Raw genomic sequence first — 15,952 nt, 5'->3', positions numbered from 1 at the left:
CCCCGTGCATTGACGGCAGGGCCCCGTCGTTCTGCGCTTTCCTCGGATGCGGCGACGTCGGTCATGGTTGCGCGCCTTCCATCTCGAGGCGTTTCGGCTCCGCGCGAAAGTCCAGCAGCAGGATCCAGAAACTCATCAGCGCGACGATGAGGAGGATGAAAGTGCCTTCGAGCTCCGTTCCTGCAAGCGAGATCAGCGCGGGAATGAGAAGACCGACGGTGAGAACGGCGGCGAGCGCGCGGGCCGGCAGGTCGACGACGAGAATCGCGGCATACAGCGCGAGCTCGAAGAAGGCGTATTCCTTGAGGCGCGGCGAGCTGAGATAAAGCGCAAACATGGCAAGCACGGTGATGCGCATGGCCGCGCGGGGATGATCCATCAGCCAGCGATCAAGCTGCAACGGAGGCGATCCCCCTTCCCTCACAGGCTGGCTCGCAGCCACGCGCAGGACGGATAACGCGAACGGAATAAGCACGAGCGCGAGCGCTGCGAGCGCATAGGTCGCAAACACGGCCGGCCTGGCATCAATGCCGGCATGATCCATCAGGCTCTGCGCGAGCAGCAGCAGCGACGGATTGACCTCCACGAGATTGACGGCGTGCTGGTTGGGAATCTGTCCCGCAATCGCAAGCAGCCAGCTCGCGAACAGATCGGGGTACAACATCCGCGATATCAGGATCGGCACGGCGAAGCAGAACGCCGCCACCGCGATCAGCATCAGCTTGCGACCACGCGACAGCGGCAGAAAATACAGCGCAGCCAGCACGGGGAAGAACACCAGCTTGAACGACGCCACAACGCCAAGCAGCGCAGCGCCGCCGAGGCGCAAGGCAAAGCTCTGATCCTCCGACGCTCCGCCGGCCGCTGCACGAAGCAGGAGCATCAACGCGATCGTGGTCAGCACGCCGCTCAGGATCGCGAAGTTGCCGGACACGTGCACCCATTCGAAACCGACGAAGGCGCCGAGCGCGCACAGCACCCTAAGCGCAACATCGCGCGCGCGGGTGCGCCTGCGGCCCAGACCAGGCAAGAGCAGGCCGCAGAGCACGGCAAGGGCGAAATAGACGCCCATGTAGTGACCGGCGAGAAAGCCACCCGCGCAGAACGGGCGAAAGACATCCAGCGTCACGGGCAAATAGGGATAGGAGAGCGTGGTGACCTTCAGATTCCCGACGAAATAGGGATCGAGCCCGGCGGTGTGAGCACCGACCGCCGCGCAATTGACGTGAAGATCCCAGCCATAGTTCAGATCGAGCCGGGCGTAATTGGCGATATTGCCAAGCACGAACAGCGCGGTCAGCGCGATCAGGCAGGCAAGCCAGGTCCTTTGCCTCGCGGCCGGGTCGGCCGAGGATCCCAACCATCGTGCTGCATCGGTCACGTCGGACACCGCGAGAATACCTGTCCTGCTGAGTTCCCTGGGCGCGCTGGGCGGCGCCGATCGGGCCACAATGGACAGGATGGGTTGCGGATTCATCTCTCCGATGCGCTGTGACCGAGCTTATGGTGAATCCCTGGTTGCCAAGCTGCGAGACGAGCGAGAGGGATCTGGCCCGCCACGCTCGCGAAAACATCCAGGCGGCCCTACCGCGACGGGCGGGCAGCCAGCCAGGCGTCGAGCGCCTCACGAGTGTCCGTTGTCGCTGCCATGCGCGCGAACTGCTCGCGCTCGATGGCGAGGCCTTCCGCGATCGAGACGTTGAGGCCCCGCGTGGCGGCCGTAATGATCCGGGCGACCGCCAGGTGGGAATTTCGCGTGATGCGTTCCGCGAGCGCGAAGGCTGCGTCGAGGAGCTGCCCGTGCGGCACGATGCGGTTGACCAATCCCATCTCCAGGGCTCGCTGTGGCGAAAAGGAGTCGCCGGTCAGAAGGTGTTCCAGCGCCCGCTTGCGGCCTGCGAGCCGCGGTAGCCGCTGCGTGCCGCCGAAGGTGGGCGTGATGCCGATCGCTATCTCGGGCTTGGCGAACGTCGCCCGCTCGCTGGCGACCGCGAGATGCACGGCTTCCGTGATCTCGCAGCCGCCGCCGAAGGCGATGCCGTTGACGGCGGCGATGATCGGCTTCGGAAAGGCCTCCATGCGTGCCGTCATCGCCTGCCCGCGTCGCACGAAGTCCTTGACCGCAATATCTGGCCCGGCTTTCACGCTTTCCGAGAATTCGGCAATGTCGGCGCCCGCCGAGAAGGCCCGATCGCCGGCCCCGGTCAGGACCACCGCGCGGATGTTTGCATCGTCCTCGATGCGGTCGAGGATCGTCATCAGGCGGTCGATGAGAGCGTAGCTTAGCGCGTTGAGCTTGGCCGGACGGTTGAACGTCAGCAGCGCGGCCGCGCCCCGGGTCTCAAAGAGTATCAGATCGGACAAGTCGCAGCTCCTTCCAGGTCGAACGGGCAAACAAGTCAGCCACATCGGCCTTGTCATGTATACTCACTAGGCGGTATACACCCGTCATGGCGGCCAGAGGTGACAGCACGCGCGAGCAGATCGTCGTTGCGGCGACTCGCCTGTTCTATGGCGATGGCATCAGGGCGGTCAGCATGGATGCGGTTGCCGCGAAAGCCGGCGTCACCAAGAAGACGCTCTACTACCACTTCACCAGCAAGGACGAGCTCGTCGCCGAAACCATTGCGGCCCGGGACCAGCCGATGCTGGAGCTCTACATGCGCTGGTTCGCCGAGACTGACGGCACGGTGGCCGAAAAGGTCCGGGGTCTCTTCACCAAACTTGGACGCTCCGTGGATGTGCCGCGATGGCGAGGCTGCGGATTCCTGCGCACGATCGCCGAGCTCGCCAACACGCCGGCACACCCGGCGGTTAAAGCCGGCGCGGCGCACAAGAAGCGTTTTGAAGCATGGCTCGCGACGGAGTTGCGCGATCACGAGGTTCCCAATGCGACGGCGCTCGCACGGCAGCTTGTCATCCTGCTCGACGGCGCCACGACCGTGATGCTGATCCATCGCGATCTCGACTACGTCGAGACAGCTGGACGATTGGCACGCGACTTGGTTACCAGAGCCGCAACGCAAGCTGATTGAGGAGGCGTCCCGCCCTGGGCGACTTCACCAATTCTTGTCCGCCCCCGCGCCGCCTGCCAGCCATCCCGAAACATGGGTTGTGCAACGCAGCATGGACAATGGATAAAGCCGCTGAATTTCAGAGGTGAGCTTCTTGTCTGACGTCAATGCCGACGATTGGGTGTCCTCGGGACACCGTCCCATGAGATTTCCAGAATTCGTCATCATGATCGCGTCCATCATGGCGCTGAACCCGCTTGCGATGGACATGATGCTGCCGGCGCTGCCCAATATCGGGGCAGCCTTCAACATTCCCTTCGCCAACCATCTCCAGCTGGTGCTGTCGACCTTCCTGATCGGCTTCGGCGCCGGCCAGTTCGTCATGGGCCCCCTGTCGGACCGCTTCGGTCGCCGGCCGGTGCTGCTCGGCGGCATGGCGGTCTATGCGGTGGCGAGCGTGCTGGCGGTCGCCGCACCTTCGTTCGAGACGCTGCTGCTGGCGCGCGCGCTGCAGGGGCTCGGCACCTCGGCGACGCGCGTGATCGCGACCTCGATCGTGCGCGACTGTTATGCCGGCCGCCGCATGGCGAGCGTGATGTCGCTCGCGATGATGGTATTCATCGCGGTGCCGGTGATCGCCCCCTCGTTCGGACAGGCGGTGCTGCTGGTGACGGCATGGCGCGGCATCTTCGTGGTGCTGATGCTGTGCGGTCTGCTCGCGCTCGCATGGTGCGTGCTGCGGCTGCCGGAAACCCTTCCCGAGTCCGGGCGCCGGTCGCTGGCGCCCGCCGACGTTCTCTCGGCGTTCCGGCATACGGTGACGAACCGTCAGACCATCGGCTATGCCACCGCCGCCGGCAGCGTCATCGGCGCGCTCTTCGCCTATGTCTTCTGCGCCCAGCAGGTCTTCACCGATATCTATCACCTCGGCCATTACTTCCCGCTCGCCTTCGCCGCGATCGCGGCCGGCACGGCTGTGGCCGGCTTCCTCAACTCGCAGCTGGTCGGGCGGCTTGGCATGCGCGTGATCTCGCACGGGGCGCTGGCGCTCTACGCGGTCGTTGCCGCCGTGATGCTGCTGACGGAAAGCCTCGGCGTGCTCCCGCTTGCCTTGTTCATGGTGCTCTCAGCTCTGATGATGTTCTCGTTCGGCATGATGGTCGCGAACTTCACCGCGCTCGCCATGGAGCCGCAGGGCCACATCGCCGGCACCGCCTCCTCGCTGTACGGCTCGATCACGACATTGATCGGAATCGCGGTCGGCATGGCGATCGGACAGAGCTTCGATGGCACGCTGCTGCCGTTCTCGATCGGCTTCTTCCTGTCGACGCTCGCTGCGCTCGCGATCGTGCTGGTGGTGGAGAAGGGACGGCTGTTCAAGCCGCATCATCGTCCCACCGGCTAGGAACTTCCCTTTTCTCTCGATGTTGTACCGCAGCAATTCAGAGGATTGGCCACATGGAACAAGAGAACAGACCGGATCAGCCCGCATGGGAGATCAAACGGCCAGCTTCAAGGCAAGGTTCGTCCGGTGAGCGGCCGGATACGAGCCTGCCGTTCGCAAGCGAAGGGCTCGAGCAGCTGCGCGACGGGAACTGCTAGACCCGATCGCGCAGGGATCGCTTCATAAAAAACGGCGCCGCGATGACCTGCGGCGCCGTCCGCTTTCAAACCCAGGCGTTTCCCGCTTACTCCGACTTGTCGACGTTCCAGAACACCGGCGTGGCCGGGCCGTCGAGCACGCCCTTCAGCGACTTCCGCCAACCGCTCGGCCCCAGATACTGTCCCAGCGGGATGTAAATCACCTGCTCATAGGCTTCCTTCTGGATGTCGGCGGCGATCTTCTTCTGCTCGTCGAGCGAGGGGGCGCGAACGAAGGCGTCCTTGAGCTGCTCGATCTTGGCGTCCTCCGCCCAGCCGAACCAGCCGCCCTTCTTGCCCTGGCCGCCGATCGAGAGATTGGCGATCGGGTTGGAGACGTCGGCCGCGACCCAGTTGGTGAAGAACATGTTCCAGCCGCCCTCCTTCGGCGGCTTCTGGCTGGCGCGACGGCTCACCACGGTCTGCCAATCGGTTGCCTGCAGATCGACCTTGAAGCCGGCCTCGCGCAGCAACTGAGCTGCAACGATCGGCTGTGCCTTCAGCGTCGTGACGTCGCCGGGCGCCATGATTACGATCGGGGTGCCGTCATAGCCGGACTCGGCAAGCGCCTTCTTGGCTTCCGCCATGCCATTGCCCTTCACCAGGGTCTCGGCGCCGACTTCGGTCGCAAGCGGCGTGTCGCAAATGAAGAAGGCGCCGCAGATCTTCTGATATTTGGCGTTGCCGATGAGCGCGTCGAGCACGTCCTTCTGATTCATCGCCAGGAATGCAGCCCGGCGCACCTTCACGTTATCGAACGGGGGATGAAGGAAGTTCATCCGGCCGAGCGTCTGGAAGCCGAACTTGTTCAAGACCTCGATCGTGATCTCTTTGTTCGGCTCCAGCACCGGCAGCATGTCGTACGGCAAGTTCTCCATGAAGTCGATGTCGCCCGACTGCAATGCGTTCACCGCGGTCTGCGAGTCCGGCATGGTGATCCATTCGACGCGGTCGACCTTCGCCACCTTGCCGCCGGAGGTCCAGCTCGCCGGCTCCTTGCGCGGCACGTAGTCGGTGTTCTTGACGTAGACCGCCTTCACGCCCGGCTGGAATTCCGACTGCACGAACTTGAACGGACCCGAGCCGATCTGCTCCGGAATCTGCTTGTCCGCCGGCGTCTCAGCGAGGCGCTTCGGCATCATGAAGGCAACGCGCGAGGACGGCTTGCCGATGGAGTCGAGCACGAGGCCGTAGGGCTCCTTCAGCTTGAGCGTGATGGTCTTGGCGTCGGTCGCCTCGATGCTCGCGGTGAAGTCCATGAGCTTCTGGCCCATGCCGTCGACCGCGGCCCAGCGCTTCAGCGATGCGACGCAGTCTTCCGCCGTCACCGGCGCGCCGTCATGCCATTTCAGCCCGTCGCGCAGGGTGAAGGTGTAGGTGAGCTTGTCGTCGGAGATCTTCCAGTCCGCCATCTGCGGCTGAATCTTGAAGCTCGAATCGGGGGCCACCAGCGTGTCGTAGACCATGTAGCCATGATCGCGCGTGATGTAGGCCGTGGTGAAGATCGGATCGATGATGCGCAGATCCGAGTGCATCACCGCCGTGATGGTCTTGCCGGCCGCGAGCACGGGCGAGGCAAGCGCCGTCGAAAGCGCGACGACAGACAGCGCAAGTTTGGAGGCAAACGCGCGAGGCCTCCGGCGCATGAAGTTGAACATAAAAAGTTTCTCCTGACGTGAAACTGTTCAAAGGCAGATTATTGGTTCAGCATGCGGCTCGTTCCTTGGGCGAACTAACCTCATGCAATGCCTTTATCTTTCGAGACTTGCAGACAGTGCCGAGCGCGTCAATCCGGTTTCGCTGCAAGCCCTGGCGGCGCGGGCACGGGCTCCACAAGGATCGGTTTAGCTCTACAACACTCTCCACTCGTCCTGCCGCGGCAATGCAATGCGCGTTCCACCTTGCGAAGCTTGAGAGACATTGAGATGAATCCTGCCAATCTTCCTTTCGATTCCGAGGCAATGCTCGAGGGTCTGCGCGGCTGGGTCGAATGCGAAAGCCCGACCTGGGACGCTGGTGCCGTGAACCGCATGCTCGATATCGCAGCGCGGGACATGGCGATCATGGGTGCGACGATCGAGCGCATCGCCGGCCGGCAGGGCTTCGGCGGCGTGATCCGCGCGCGCTTTCCACACCCAAGGCAAGGCGAGCCCGGCATCCTGATCGCCGGCCACATGGATACCGTCCACCCGGTCGGTACCATCGAGACGTTGAAATGGCGGCGCGAGGGCAACAAATGCTACGGCCCCGGCATCTACGACATGAAGGGCGGCAACTATCTCTCGCTGGAAGCGATCCGGCAGCTGGCGCGCGCGTCCTTCACCACGCCGCTGCCGATCACCGTCCTGTTCACGCCGGACGAGGAAGTCGGCACGCCCTCGACACGCGACATCATCGAGGCGGAGGCTGCGCGCAACAAATATGTGCTGGTGCCCGAGCCCGGCCGTGCCGACAACGGCGTCACCACCGGACGTTACGCCATCGCACGATTCAATCTCGAGGCGAGGGGGCGGCCGAGCCACGCCGGCGCGACCTTGTCGGCGGGACGCTCGGCGATCCGCGAGATGGCACGGCAGATTCTCGCCATCGACGCCATGACGACGGAGGACTGCACCTTCTCGGTCGGCGTGGTGCATGGCGGGCAGTGGGTCAATTGCGTGGCCACGACCGCCACCGGCGAAGCGCTCTCCATGGCCAAGCGGCAGGCTGATCTCGACCGCGGCGTCGAGCGGATGCTGGCACTGTCAGGCACGACCAACGAGGTCGCCTTCAAGGTGACGCGCGGCGTAACGCGTCCGGTGTGGGAGCCGGATGCCGGCACGATGGCGCTGTACGAGAAGGCGCGCGGCATCGCCAAGTCGCTCGGCACTGAGCTGCCGCATGCGAGCTCCGGAGGCGGCTCCGACGGCAACTTCACGGGTGCGATGGGCATCCCGACGCTCGACGGCCTGGGCGTGCGCGGCGACAACGGCCACACGCTCGAGGAGTATATCGAGGTCGAGAGCCTGGTGGAGCGTGGCCGCCTGATGGCGGGGCTGCTTGCGACACTGGACTGAACAGTGTGGTCAGGTGCGCGGAGCGCCTTTGCGTCCACCGCCTTATTTCGTCCGGCGGGCCCCTTCGCTCTGCATCGTCCGAGGAGCTGCCCCAAAACGAGTGACCGCACTGCAAAACCTGTGGCCCTGATGGCACGGGAATTGCTGAAATGTTAGGCTGGTGGCAGAACGGACCCTAGTCGCTGCCATGATTTGACTCCAATCTGACGGAATCCAACTTGCTCGGATATCTCCTTCGCCGAATCTTCGCCGCCGTGCCCGTGATGGGGGTCGTCGCGCTGTTCGTCTTCCTCCTGCTCCGCCTCACCCCGGGCGACCCCGCCGCGATTCTCGCCGGCGACAACGCGACGCCCGAACGGCTGGAGCGCATCCGCACCTCGCTCGGCCTCAACGAGCCGCTGATCGTGCAGTTCGTCACCTGGGTGAACAAGCTGCTGCACGGCGATCTCGGGACCTCGCTGATCTCCAATCTGCCGGTCATGAAGATGATCGGCCAGCGCGTCGAGCCGTCGATCTCGATCGCGCTGTCGACCATCGTCCTCGCCGTCGTCATCGCCGTTCCCCTGGGCGTGATCGCGGCGTGGAAGCACGGAACCTGGATCGACCGTTTCGTGATGGGCCTCTCCGTGCTCGGCTTCTCGGTGCCGGTGTTCGTGGTCGGCTACATCCTGATCCAGGTCTTCGCGATCGAGCTGCGCTGGGTTCCGGTGCAGGGCTTCCGCAGCATCTTCAACGGCGTCGGGCCGTTCTTCGAGCGCATCATCCTGCCGACCTGCGCCCTCTCCTTCATCTACATCGCGCTGATCGCGCGCATGACGCGGGCGGCTATGCTCGACGTGCTCGGCGAGGATTACGTCCGCACCGCGCGCGCAAAGGGCATCAACGAGGTTGCCGTGATGATGCGGCACGCGCTGCGCAACGCCGCGGTGCCTGTCATTACCGTGATCGGCACCGGCTTTGCGCTATTGATTTCGGGCGTGGTCGTCACCGAGAGCGTGTTCAACATTCCCGGCATCGGCCGCCTCACCGTGGATGCGGTGCTGGCGCGCGACTATCCGGTGATCCAGGCGATGATCCTCTTGACGTCGCTGATCTACGTCGTGGTCAACCTTCTCATCGACGTCGCCTACACCCTGCTCGATCCCCGGATCCGGTACTGAGGCAAGGACAAAACATGTCGGTCGATACCCTTCCCCAGTCCTCCATTCCGATCACGTCGCCGCTGCGGCCGCGCTTCGGATTCCTGACCTCGACGCCCATCATCGCGACGGCCACGGTCCTGCTCGCGCTCATCGTGCTGGTCTCGATCCTCGCGCCGCTGATCGCGCCGCATGACCCGATCCAGCTCGCGCCGTCGCAACGCCTCAAGCCCTCGTCCGCGCAATTCCTGCTCGGCACCGATGCCTATGGCCGCGACCTGGCGTCGCGCGTCCTCTATGGCGGCCGCATCTCGCTTCTGATCGGCATCGGCTCGGCGATCCTGTCGATCGCCATCGGGCTCGCGATCGGCCTCGTCTCCGGCTTCTTCAAGCTGGTCGATGCCGTGCTGATGCGGGTCATGGACGGCTTGATGGCGATGCCCAGCATCCTGCTCGCGATCGCCGTGGTGTCGCTGTCCGGTGCCAGCCTCTGGACCGTGCTGATCGCGATCACCATTCCCGAGATTCCACGCGTGGCGCGTCTGGTTCGCTCGGTCGTGCTGTCGGCGCGCGAAGAGCCCTACGTCGAGGCGGCGATCTCGGTCGGCTCGTCCTTGCCGAAGATCATGTGGCGGCACCTGGTGCCGAACACGATCGCGCCGCTGATCGTCCAGGGCACCTATGTCTGCGCCAGCGCCATCCTCACCGAGGCGATCCTCTCCTTCCTCGGCGCCGGCATCTCGCCGGAAACGCCGACCTGGGGCAACATCATGGCCGAGGGCCGCCAGTACTTCCAGATCAAGCCATCGCTGATCTTCTGGCCCGGCCTGCTGCTCTCGATCGCCATCCTCAGCATCAATCTGATCGGCGACGCCGCCCGCGACGCACTCGATCCGCGCATGAAGCAGCGGGAAGGCAAGTGATGACCAACATCATCCTCGACATCAACAATCTCGTCGTCTCGATCGGCAAGAAGCCGGGCGGACCGAAGATCATCGACGGCATCTCGATCCAGGTCCATGAGCGCGAGACGCTGTGCCTTGTCGGCGAAAGCGGCTCGGGCAAGTCGGTGACCTCGCTCACCACGATGGGGCTCTTGCCCAAGGGCACGCTGGTGCCGACCGGCGGCAGCGTCAAGCTGGTCGGCGAGGAGATCCTCACCGCCACCGACCGCCGCCTGCGGCAGCTGCGCGCCACGCGGATGGCCATGATCTTCCAGGAGCCGATGACCGCGCTCAATCCGGTGGTGCCGGTCGGCGGCCAGATCGACGAGGTTCTGCGCGCCCACACCAATCTCGATGCCAAAGCGCGAAAGAAGCGCATCCTCGACATGATGGAGCAGGTTCGCCTGCCCCAGGTCGAGCGCATCTTCGCCTCCTACCCGCACCGCCTCTCCGGCGGCCAGCGCCAGCGCATCATGATCGCGATGGCGCTGGTGCTGGAGCCGAAGCTCCTCATTGCCGACGAGCCGACCACGGCGCTCGACGTCACCACACAGAAGCAGATTTTGACCCTGATCCGCGACCTGCAGCGCGATCACGGCACCGCCGTGCTGTTCATCACCCACGACATGGGCGTGGTCGCCGAGATCGCCGACCGCGTCGCGGTGATGCGGCAGGGCCGCCTGGTCGAGACCGGCCCTCTCGACACCGTGCTGCGCAATCCGACCATGGAGTACACCCGCAACCTGCTCTCTGCGGTGCCAAGCCTGGTGCCCCGGCCACCGCGCGAGGATAGCCGTGAGCCCGTGGTGCTCGAGGCCAACGAGCTCAGCAAGGTCTACAAGGAACGCGCCTTCTTCGGTAAAGGCCGCGAGGTCGTCGCCGCCGACAAGGTGACGCTGAGGCTGCGCAAGGGCCGCACGCTGGGCATCGTCGGCGAGAGCGGCTCGGGCAAGTCGACGGTGGCGCGCTGTATCGTGCGCCTGATCGACCCGACCTCCGGCGGCGTACGCCTCGCCGGGCGCGAGATCGCCGACATCTCGCGGCGCCTGCTGCAGCCGCACCGGCAGAAGATCCAGATCGTATTCCAGGATCCCTATCGCTCGCTCAATCCCCGCGTCACCGTCGGCGAGAGCATCGCCGAAGGCCCGATCAATTACGGCGTCGCGCACACTGACGCGATGAAACGGGCGCGCGAACTGCTCGAGCTCGTCGGTCTGCCGGCCGATGCGGTGTCGCGCTATCCGCACCAATTCTCGGGGGGCCAGCGTCAGCGCATCGCCATCGCCCGCGCACTCGCGCTCGATCCCGACGTGCTGGTCGCGGACGAAGCGGTCTCCGCGCTCGACGTCTCCGTGCAGGCGCAGGTGCTGGAGTTGCTCCACGAGATCCAGAACCGCCTCGGCATCGCGATCCTGTTCATCACCCACGATTTGCGCGTCGCCGCGCAGATTTGCGACGAGGTCGTGGTGATGCAGCACGGCCGCGTCGTCGAGCAAGGCCCCGCCGCCGAGGTGCTGACGCATCCGAAGGAGGCCTACACCAGGGCGCTGCTGGAAGCAGCACCCGGGCGCGGCTGGGACTTTGCGAACTTCCGGCCGGTGTCGGAAGGCGCGGCGGCGACGCTGTAGCTACATTCACCGGTGTCGTCCCGGCGAACGCCGGGACCCATACCGCGGAATCTGCCGGTCGCGTGCGGTGCTAATCCCGGACCACGAGCCTTCCCAAACTCCTCCCTGGGGCTATGCGTCCCTGCTTTCGCAGGGACGACACCAGGAGTCTGGTTGGCGGAGCAGCTCAAACGTACCCGCAACCGCAGCATTCCCAAAACAACTTGACCCCATGCACGGCGCGATTGCCTCTCACCTTGCTCTCCCCGCAGAGCCAAGGCTAACGTCGCGCACTTTCCAACGCTGGACTTAAATTGATGACACGTATCGCCGTCGGCGGCTTCCTGCACGAGACCAACACCTTCGCTCCCACCAAGGCAACCTTCGCCGATTTCCAGCATGGCGGCGGCTGGCCGGCGATGACGGAGGGCGCCGACGTGTTGAAGGTGATGCGGCGCATCAATGTCGGCCTCGCCGGCTTCGTCGACAGCGCTGAAGCCAACGGCTGGGAACTCGTTCCGACGATCGCCTGCGGGGCCAGCCCCTCGGCGCATGTCACGGAGGATGCTTTTGAACGCATCGTGAAGGTGATGGTTGAGGGCATCGCAGCCGCCGGTCCCATCGATGCCGTCTATCTCGACTTGCACGGCGCCATGGTGACCGAGCATCTCGACGACGGCGAAGGCGAGATTCTCGCCCGCGTGCGCCGCCTCATCGGCAAGGATGTTCCGCTCGTCGCCAGCCTCGACCTGCACGCCAACGTTACGCCCGCGATGATCGAGCATGCCGACGCGCTGATCGCCTACCGCACCTATCCCCATGTCGACATGGCCGAGACCGGCCGCGCCTCGGCGCGGCATCTCGCCCTGCTGCTGAAGACGAAGCAACGCTTCGCAAAGGCGTTCCGGCAATTGCCGTTCCTGATCCCGATCAGCTGGCAGTGCACCAACGACCAGCCGACCAAGGGCATCTACGAAAAACTCGCCGCGCTGGAGAGCGATGCGGTTCCGACGCTCTCCTTTGCACCGGGATTCCCTGCTGCCGACTTCCGCGACTGCAGTCCGAGCGTGTTCGCCTATGGCAGGACGCAAGAGGACGCCGACCGTGCGGCCGATGCGATCGTGAAGCTGATCGAAAGCCACGAGGACGATTTCGACGGCAAGATCTGGTCTCCCGACGAAGGCGTGCGCCACGCCATGGAGCTTTCCAAAGGCGCAAGCAAGCCGATCATCATCGCCGACACCCAGGACAATCCTGGCGCCGGCGGCGATTCCGACACCACCGGCATGCTGCGCGCGCTGGTGCGCAACAAGGCGAGCGCAGCGACGGGCGCGATCTACGATCCGGTGTCGGCCAAGGCCGCGCATGCGGCCGGCGTCGGCGCTGCCGTCACGCTGTCGCTCGGCGGCAAGTCCGGCATCCCCGGGGACGAGCCTTATCGCGAGACCTTCGTCGTCGAAAAGCTGTCCGACGGCCGCTTCGTCGCGCCCGGCCCTTACTATGGCGGCCGCGAGATGGAGATGGGCCCCTCGGCCTGCCTGCGCATCGGCGACGTCCGCGTCGTGGTGAGCTCGCACAAGGCGCAGCTCGCCGACCAGGCGATGTACCGCTATGTCGGCATCGAGCCCACGCGTGAGAAGATCCTGGTCAACAAGAGCTCGGTGCACTTCCGCGCCGATTTCGAGCCGATCGCGGAGATGCTTCTGATCTGCGCCGCGCCCGGCGCGATGCCGGCCGACACCGCAACGCTGCCCTGGACGCGTCTGCGCCCGGGCATCCGCATCAAGCCGAACGGTCCCGTTTTCAATCCACCTTCACGCTAACCGGACAGGAACACATGCCCACCATCGACCGCATCGACGGCTACGCCGACGAACTCACAGCCATCCGCCGCGACCTCCATGCCCATCCCGAGATCGGGTTCGAGGAAGTGCGCACCTCCGGCATCGTCGCCGACAAGCTGAAGAGCTGGGGCATCGAGGTGCATCGCGGCCTCGGCGGCACGGGCGTGATCGGCGTCATCAAGGGCAAGGGTTCGAGCGGCAAGCGCATCGGCCTCCGCGCCGACATGGACGCGCTGCCGATGGAAGAGAACACCAATCTGAAATGGAGTTCGAAAATCCCCGGCCGCTTCCACGGCTGCGGCCATGACGGCCACACCACGATACTGCTCGGCACCGCGCGCTACCTCGCCGAGACCAGGAATTTCGACGGCACCGTGCACCTGATCTTCCAGCCGGCCGAGGAAGGCCTCGGCGGCGCCCGCGCGATGATCAAGGATGGACTGTTCGAGAAGTTTCCCTGCGATGAGCTCTACGGCCTGCACAACGCGCCCGACCTCAACCATGGCGAGATCGCGATCCTGCCCGGACCCGCGATGGCCAGCGCCGACTTCTTTGACCTCCGCATCACCGGCTATGGCGCGCATGGCGCGATGCCCGAGCGCTCCAAGGACGCGGTGATCATCGCGACCACGCTGGCGCAGGCGATCCAGACCATCGTCAGCCGCAACGTCGAGCCGCTGCAGGCCGCCGTCATCTCGATCACGCAGATCCACGCCGGTTCCGCCTACAACGTCATCCCCGGTGATGCGCATCTGTGCGGCACCATCCGCACCTTCTCGAAAGACGTCCGCACCCTGATCAGCGAACGCATCCGCACGATCTGCGCCGGCATCGCGAGCGCCTATGAGTGCGTGATCGACGTCGACATCCGCGACACCTTCGACGTGCTGGTCAACCAGGTCGAGCAGTCCAAGGTGGTCGAGGAGGTCGCGCGCACCATCGTCGAGCCCGCCAACGTGATCACCCGTGCCCAGCCGAAGATGGGCAGCGAGGATTTTGCCGACATGCTGCAGACCATTCCCGGCGCCTATTTCTGGGTCGGCCATGACGGCTCGGTGCCCGTGCACAATCCCGGCTTCGTGCTCGACGACAAGATTCTGCCGATCGGCGCCAGCATGTTCGCCCGCATCGTCGAGACGCGCATGCCGGTAGGTGCCAGTGCATAAAGAGAACGTCGAAGAGGCGATCACCCCGCTGCACGATCTGTCCGCGGTCGATCTGATCGCGGGCTATCGCGCCAAGCAGTTCTCGCCGAGCGAGGTGCTGGAGGACGTGCTCGCGCACGTCGCTGCGTGGGAGCCGCATCTGAAGGCGCTCTATGCACTCGATCCCGACGGCGCGCGCGAGACCGCGAAGGCCTCGACCGCGCGCTGGGCCGGCGGCGAGCCATCCGGCGCGCTCGACGGCGTTCCGGTCACAGTGAAAGACAACATCGCGACCAAGGGCGTGCCGGTGCCGCTCGGGGCGGCCAGCGTCAAGCTCGTGCCGGCCGAGAAGGACGCCCCGCCCGCAGCGCGGCTGCGCGAGGCCGGCGCGATCATCTTCGCCAAGACCACCATGCCAGATTACGGCATGCTGTCCTCCGGGCTCTCCAGCTTCCACGCGCTGGCGCGCAATCCCTGGGACCTCTCCAAGAATCCCGGCGGCTCCAGCGCCGGTGCCGGCGCGGCCGCTGCAGCCGGCTATGGTCCGCTGCATCTCGGCACCGACATCGGCGGCTCGGTGCGCCTGCCGGCCGGCTGGTGCGGCCTCGTCGGCTTGAAGCCGAGCTTCGGCCGCGTGCCGATCGACCCTGCCTATGTCGGCCGCGTCGCGGGTCCCATGACCCGCACGGTCGACGATTGCGCGCTGATGATGAGCGTGATCGCCAAGCCCGACCGGCGCGACGGCATGAGCCTGCCCGCCGAGCCGCTCAACTGGAAGGGCCTGGAGAAGTCTCCGCGAAAACTGCGCATCGGGCTGATGCTTGATCCCGGCTGCGGCCTGGCGCTGGAGAAGCCGGTGCGCGAGGTCGCGGTGAAGGCGGCAAAAGCGTTCGAGTCCGCAGGTGCGGTCGTCACCGAAGTCGATGGCATCCTCACCCGCGAGATGCTCGATGGGCTCGACAATTTCTGGCGCGCGCGGATGTGGGACGATCTGGCCAAGCTGACGCCGGCCGACCGGGCCAAGGTGCTGCCCTATATCTTCAGATGGGGCGAGTCCGGCGCGAAACTGTCGGGCGTCGATGTCATCCGCGGCTTCAACCAGACCATGGCGATCCGGGCCGCGGCAGGAAAGCTGTTCTGCGAGCTCGACTATGTGATCTCGCCGACCGCGCCGAACGTGAACTATGCGGCGGAGTGGGCCTCGCCGACCAACGATCCGATGAAGCCGTTCGAGCACATCGCCTATACCGTGCCGTGGAATATGTCGGAGAACCCTGCCGTCTCGCTCAACGGCGGCTTCGACGCGAAGGGCTTTCCCATCGGCGTGCAGATCGTCGGCCGCCGCTTCGACGATATCGGCGTGCTCGGCATGGCCAAGGCGTTCGAAGGTCTGCGCGGGCCGCAGCGGCCCTGGCCGAAGCCGCCGGCGCATTAACACGCTCTCTCGTTTTGCGCCGTCTTGGCGCAAGCCCGGAATCCATTCCTCGGCACAATCGGTGCGGAGAGATGGATTCCGGGTTCGCGCGTCGCGCGCCCCGGAATGACATGCTAGAGAGACCGGC

12 protein-coding genes are annotated in these 15,952 nt (G+C 65.2%); 9 read left to right on the top strand and 3 right to left on the bottom strand.

Translation table 11 applies throughout. The features are described from left to right. Nucleotides 1-61: 61 nt before the first annotated feature. Nucleotides 62-1,381: a hypothetical protein gene (locus IVB28_RS11115; RefSeq protein ID WP_247526174.1), complete on the bottom strand. Its 1,320-nt coding sequence runs from the start codon at nt 1,379-1,381 to the stop codon at nt 62-64. A gap of 203 nt (nt 1,382-1,584) precedes the next feature. Beyond that, nucleotides 1,585-2,364 (bottom strand): crotonase/enoyl-CoA hydratase family protein, encoded by a 780-nt coding sequence (locus IVB28_RS11110; RefSeq protein ID WP_247528509.1) that lies wholly within the window; start codon nt 2,362-2,364, stop codon nt 1,585-1,587. An 86-nt stretch (nt 2,365-2,450) separates the two neighbouring features. On the opposite strand from IVB28_RS11110, the gene IVB28_RS11105 reads away from it, so the two are divergent. Together IVB28_RS11105 and IVB28_RS11100 are read left to right on the top strand one after the other, a co-directional pair. Then, nucleotides 2,451-3,035: a TetR/AcrR family transcriptional regulator gene (locus tag IVB28_RS11105; RefSeq protein WP_247526172.1), complete on the top strand. Its 585-nt coding sequence runs from the start codon at nt 2,451-2,453 to the stop codon at nt 3,033-3,035. Between the two features lie 133 nt (nt 3,036-3,168). Continuing rightward, nucleotides 3,169-4,419, top strand: coding sequence for a multidrug effflux MFS transporter (locus IVB28_RS11100; protein ID WP_247526170.1), 1,251 nt, complete (start codon nt 3,169-3,171; stop codon nt 4,417-4,419). Between the two features lie 283 nt (nt 4,420-4,702). Here IVB28_RS11100 and IVB28_RS11095 read toward each other — a convergent pair whose 3' ends face one another. Further along, nucleotides 4,703-6,313 (bottom strand): ABC transporter substrate-binding protein, encoded by a 1,611-nt coding sequence (locus IVB28_RS11095; RefSeq protein ID WP_247526168.1) that lies wholly within the window; start codon nt 6,311-6,313, stop codon nt 4,703-4,705. Nucleotides 6,314-6,580: 267 nt separating this feature from the next. Here IVB28_RS11095 and IVB28_RS11090 point away from each other — a divergent pair, with 267 nt between their 5' ends. The 7 genes from IVB28_RS11090 to IVB28_RS11060 all read left to right on the top strand — a co-directional run bounded on the left by IVB28_RS11090 (nt 6,581) and on the right by IVB28_RS11060 (nt 15,825). Continuing rightward, nucleotides 6,581-7,711, top strand: coding sequence for a M20/M25/M40 family metallo-hydrolase (locus IVB28_RS11090; protein ID WP_247526167.1), 1,131 nt, complete (start codon nt 6,581-6,583; stop codon nt 7,709-7,711). A 218-nt stretch (nt 7,712-7,929) separates the two neighbouring features. Further along, complete coding sequence (locus tag IVB28_RS11085) at nt 7,930-8,871, top strand: ABC transporter permease (protein ID WP_247526165.1); 942 nt, start codon at nt 7,930-7,932, stop codon at nt 8,869-8,871. A gap of 14 nt (nt 8,872-8,885) precedes the next feature. Continuing rightward, nucleotides 8,886-9,773: an ABC transporter permease gene (locus IVB28_RS11080; protein WP_247526163.1), complete on the top strand. Its 888-nt coding sequence runs from the start codon at nt 8,886-8,888 to the stop codon at nt 9,771-9,773. Then, nucleotides 9,773-11,422 carry an ABC transporter ATP-binding protein gene (locus IVB28_RS11075; RefSeq protein WP_247526161.1) on the top strand — a complete coding sequence of 550 codons (1,650 nt, stop codon included), beginning with the start codon at nt 9,773-9,775 and terminating at the stop codon, nt 11,420-11,422. Before IVB28_RS11080 ends, IVB28_RS11075 begins: the two co-directional genes overlap by 1 nt. A gap of 296 nt (nt 11,423-11,718) precedes the next feature. Then, nucleotides 11,719-13,224, top strand: coding sequence for a M81 family metallopeptidase (locus IVB28_RS11070; protein ID WP_247526160.1), 1,506 nt, complete (start codon nt 11,719-11,721; stop codon nt 13,222-13,224). A gap of 14 nt (nt 13,225-13,238) precedes the next feature. Continuing rightward, complete coding sequence (locus IVB28_RS11065; RefSeq protein ID WP_247526158.1) at nt 13,239-14,411, top strand: M20 aminoacylase family protein; 1,173 nt, start codon at nt 13,239-13,241, stop codon at nt 14,409-14,411. Continuing rightward, nucleotides 14,404-15,825, top strand: coding sequence for an amidase (locus IVB28_RS11060; protein ID WP_247526156.1), 1,422 nt, complete (start codon nt 14,404-14,406; stop codon nt 15,823-15,825). Before IVB28_RS11065 ends, IVB28_RS11060 begins: the two co-directional genes overlap by 8 nt. The last annotated feature ends 127 nt before the right edge of the window (nt 15,826-15,952 follow it).

This window comes from Bradyrhizobium sp. 199 (assembly GCF_023073355.1).
In the GTDB taxonomy this organism is placed as follows: domain Bacteria; phylum Pseudomonadota; class Alphaproteobacteria; order Rhizobiales; family Xanthobacteraceae; genus Bradyrhizobium.
Note: the sequence above shows the minus strand (reverse complement) of the source record. Positions and strands in the feature narration are given on the sequence as shown.

Coding starts and splice junctions, on each gene's coding strand:
- IVB28_RS11105 (WP_247526172.1), top strand. CDS start 2,451: ATGGCGGCCAGAGGTGACAGCACGCGCGAGCAGATCGTCGTTGCGGCG.
- IVB28_RS11095 (WP_247526168.1), bottom strand. CDS start 6,313: ATGTTCAACTTCATGCGCCGGAGGCCTCGCGCGTTTGCCTCCAAACTT.
- IVB28_RS11090 (WP_247526167.1), top strand. CDS start 6,581: ATGAATCCTGCCAATCTTCCTTTCGATTCCGAGGCAATGCTCGAGGGT.
- IVB28_RS11080 (WP_247526163.1), top strand. CDS start 8,886: ATGTCGGTCGATACCCTTCCCCAGTCCTCCATTCCGATCACGTCGCCG.
- IVB28_RS11075 (WP_247526161.1), top strand. CDS start 9,773: ATGACCAACATCATCCTCGACATCAACAATCTCGTCGTCTCGATCGGC.
- IVB28_RS11070 (WP_247526160.1), top strand. CDS start 11,719: ATGACACGTATCGCCGTCGGCGGCTTCCTGCACGAGACCAACACCTTC.
- IVB28_RS11065 (WP_247526158.1), top strand. CDS start 13,239: ATGCCCACCATCGACCGCATCGACGGCTACGCCGACGAACTCACAGCC.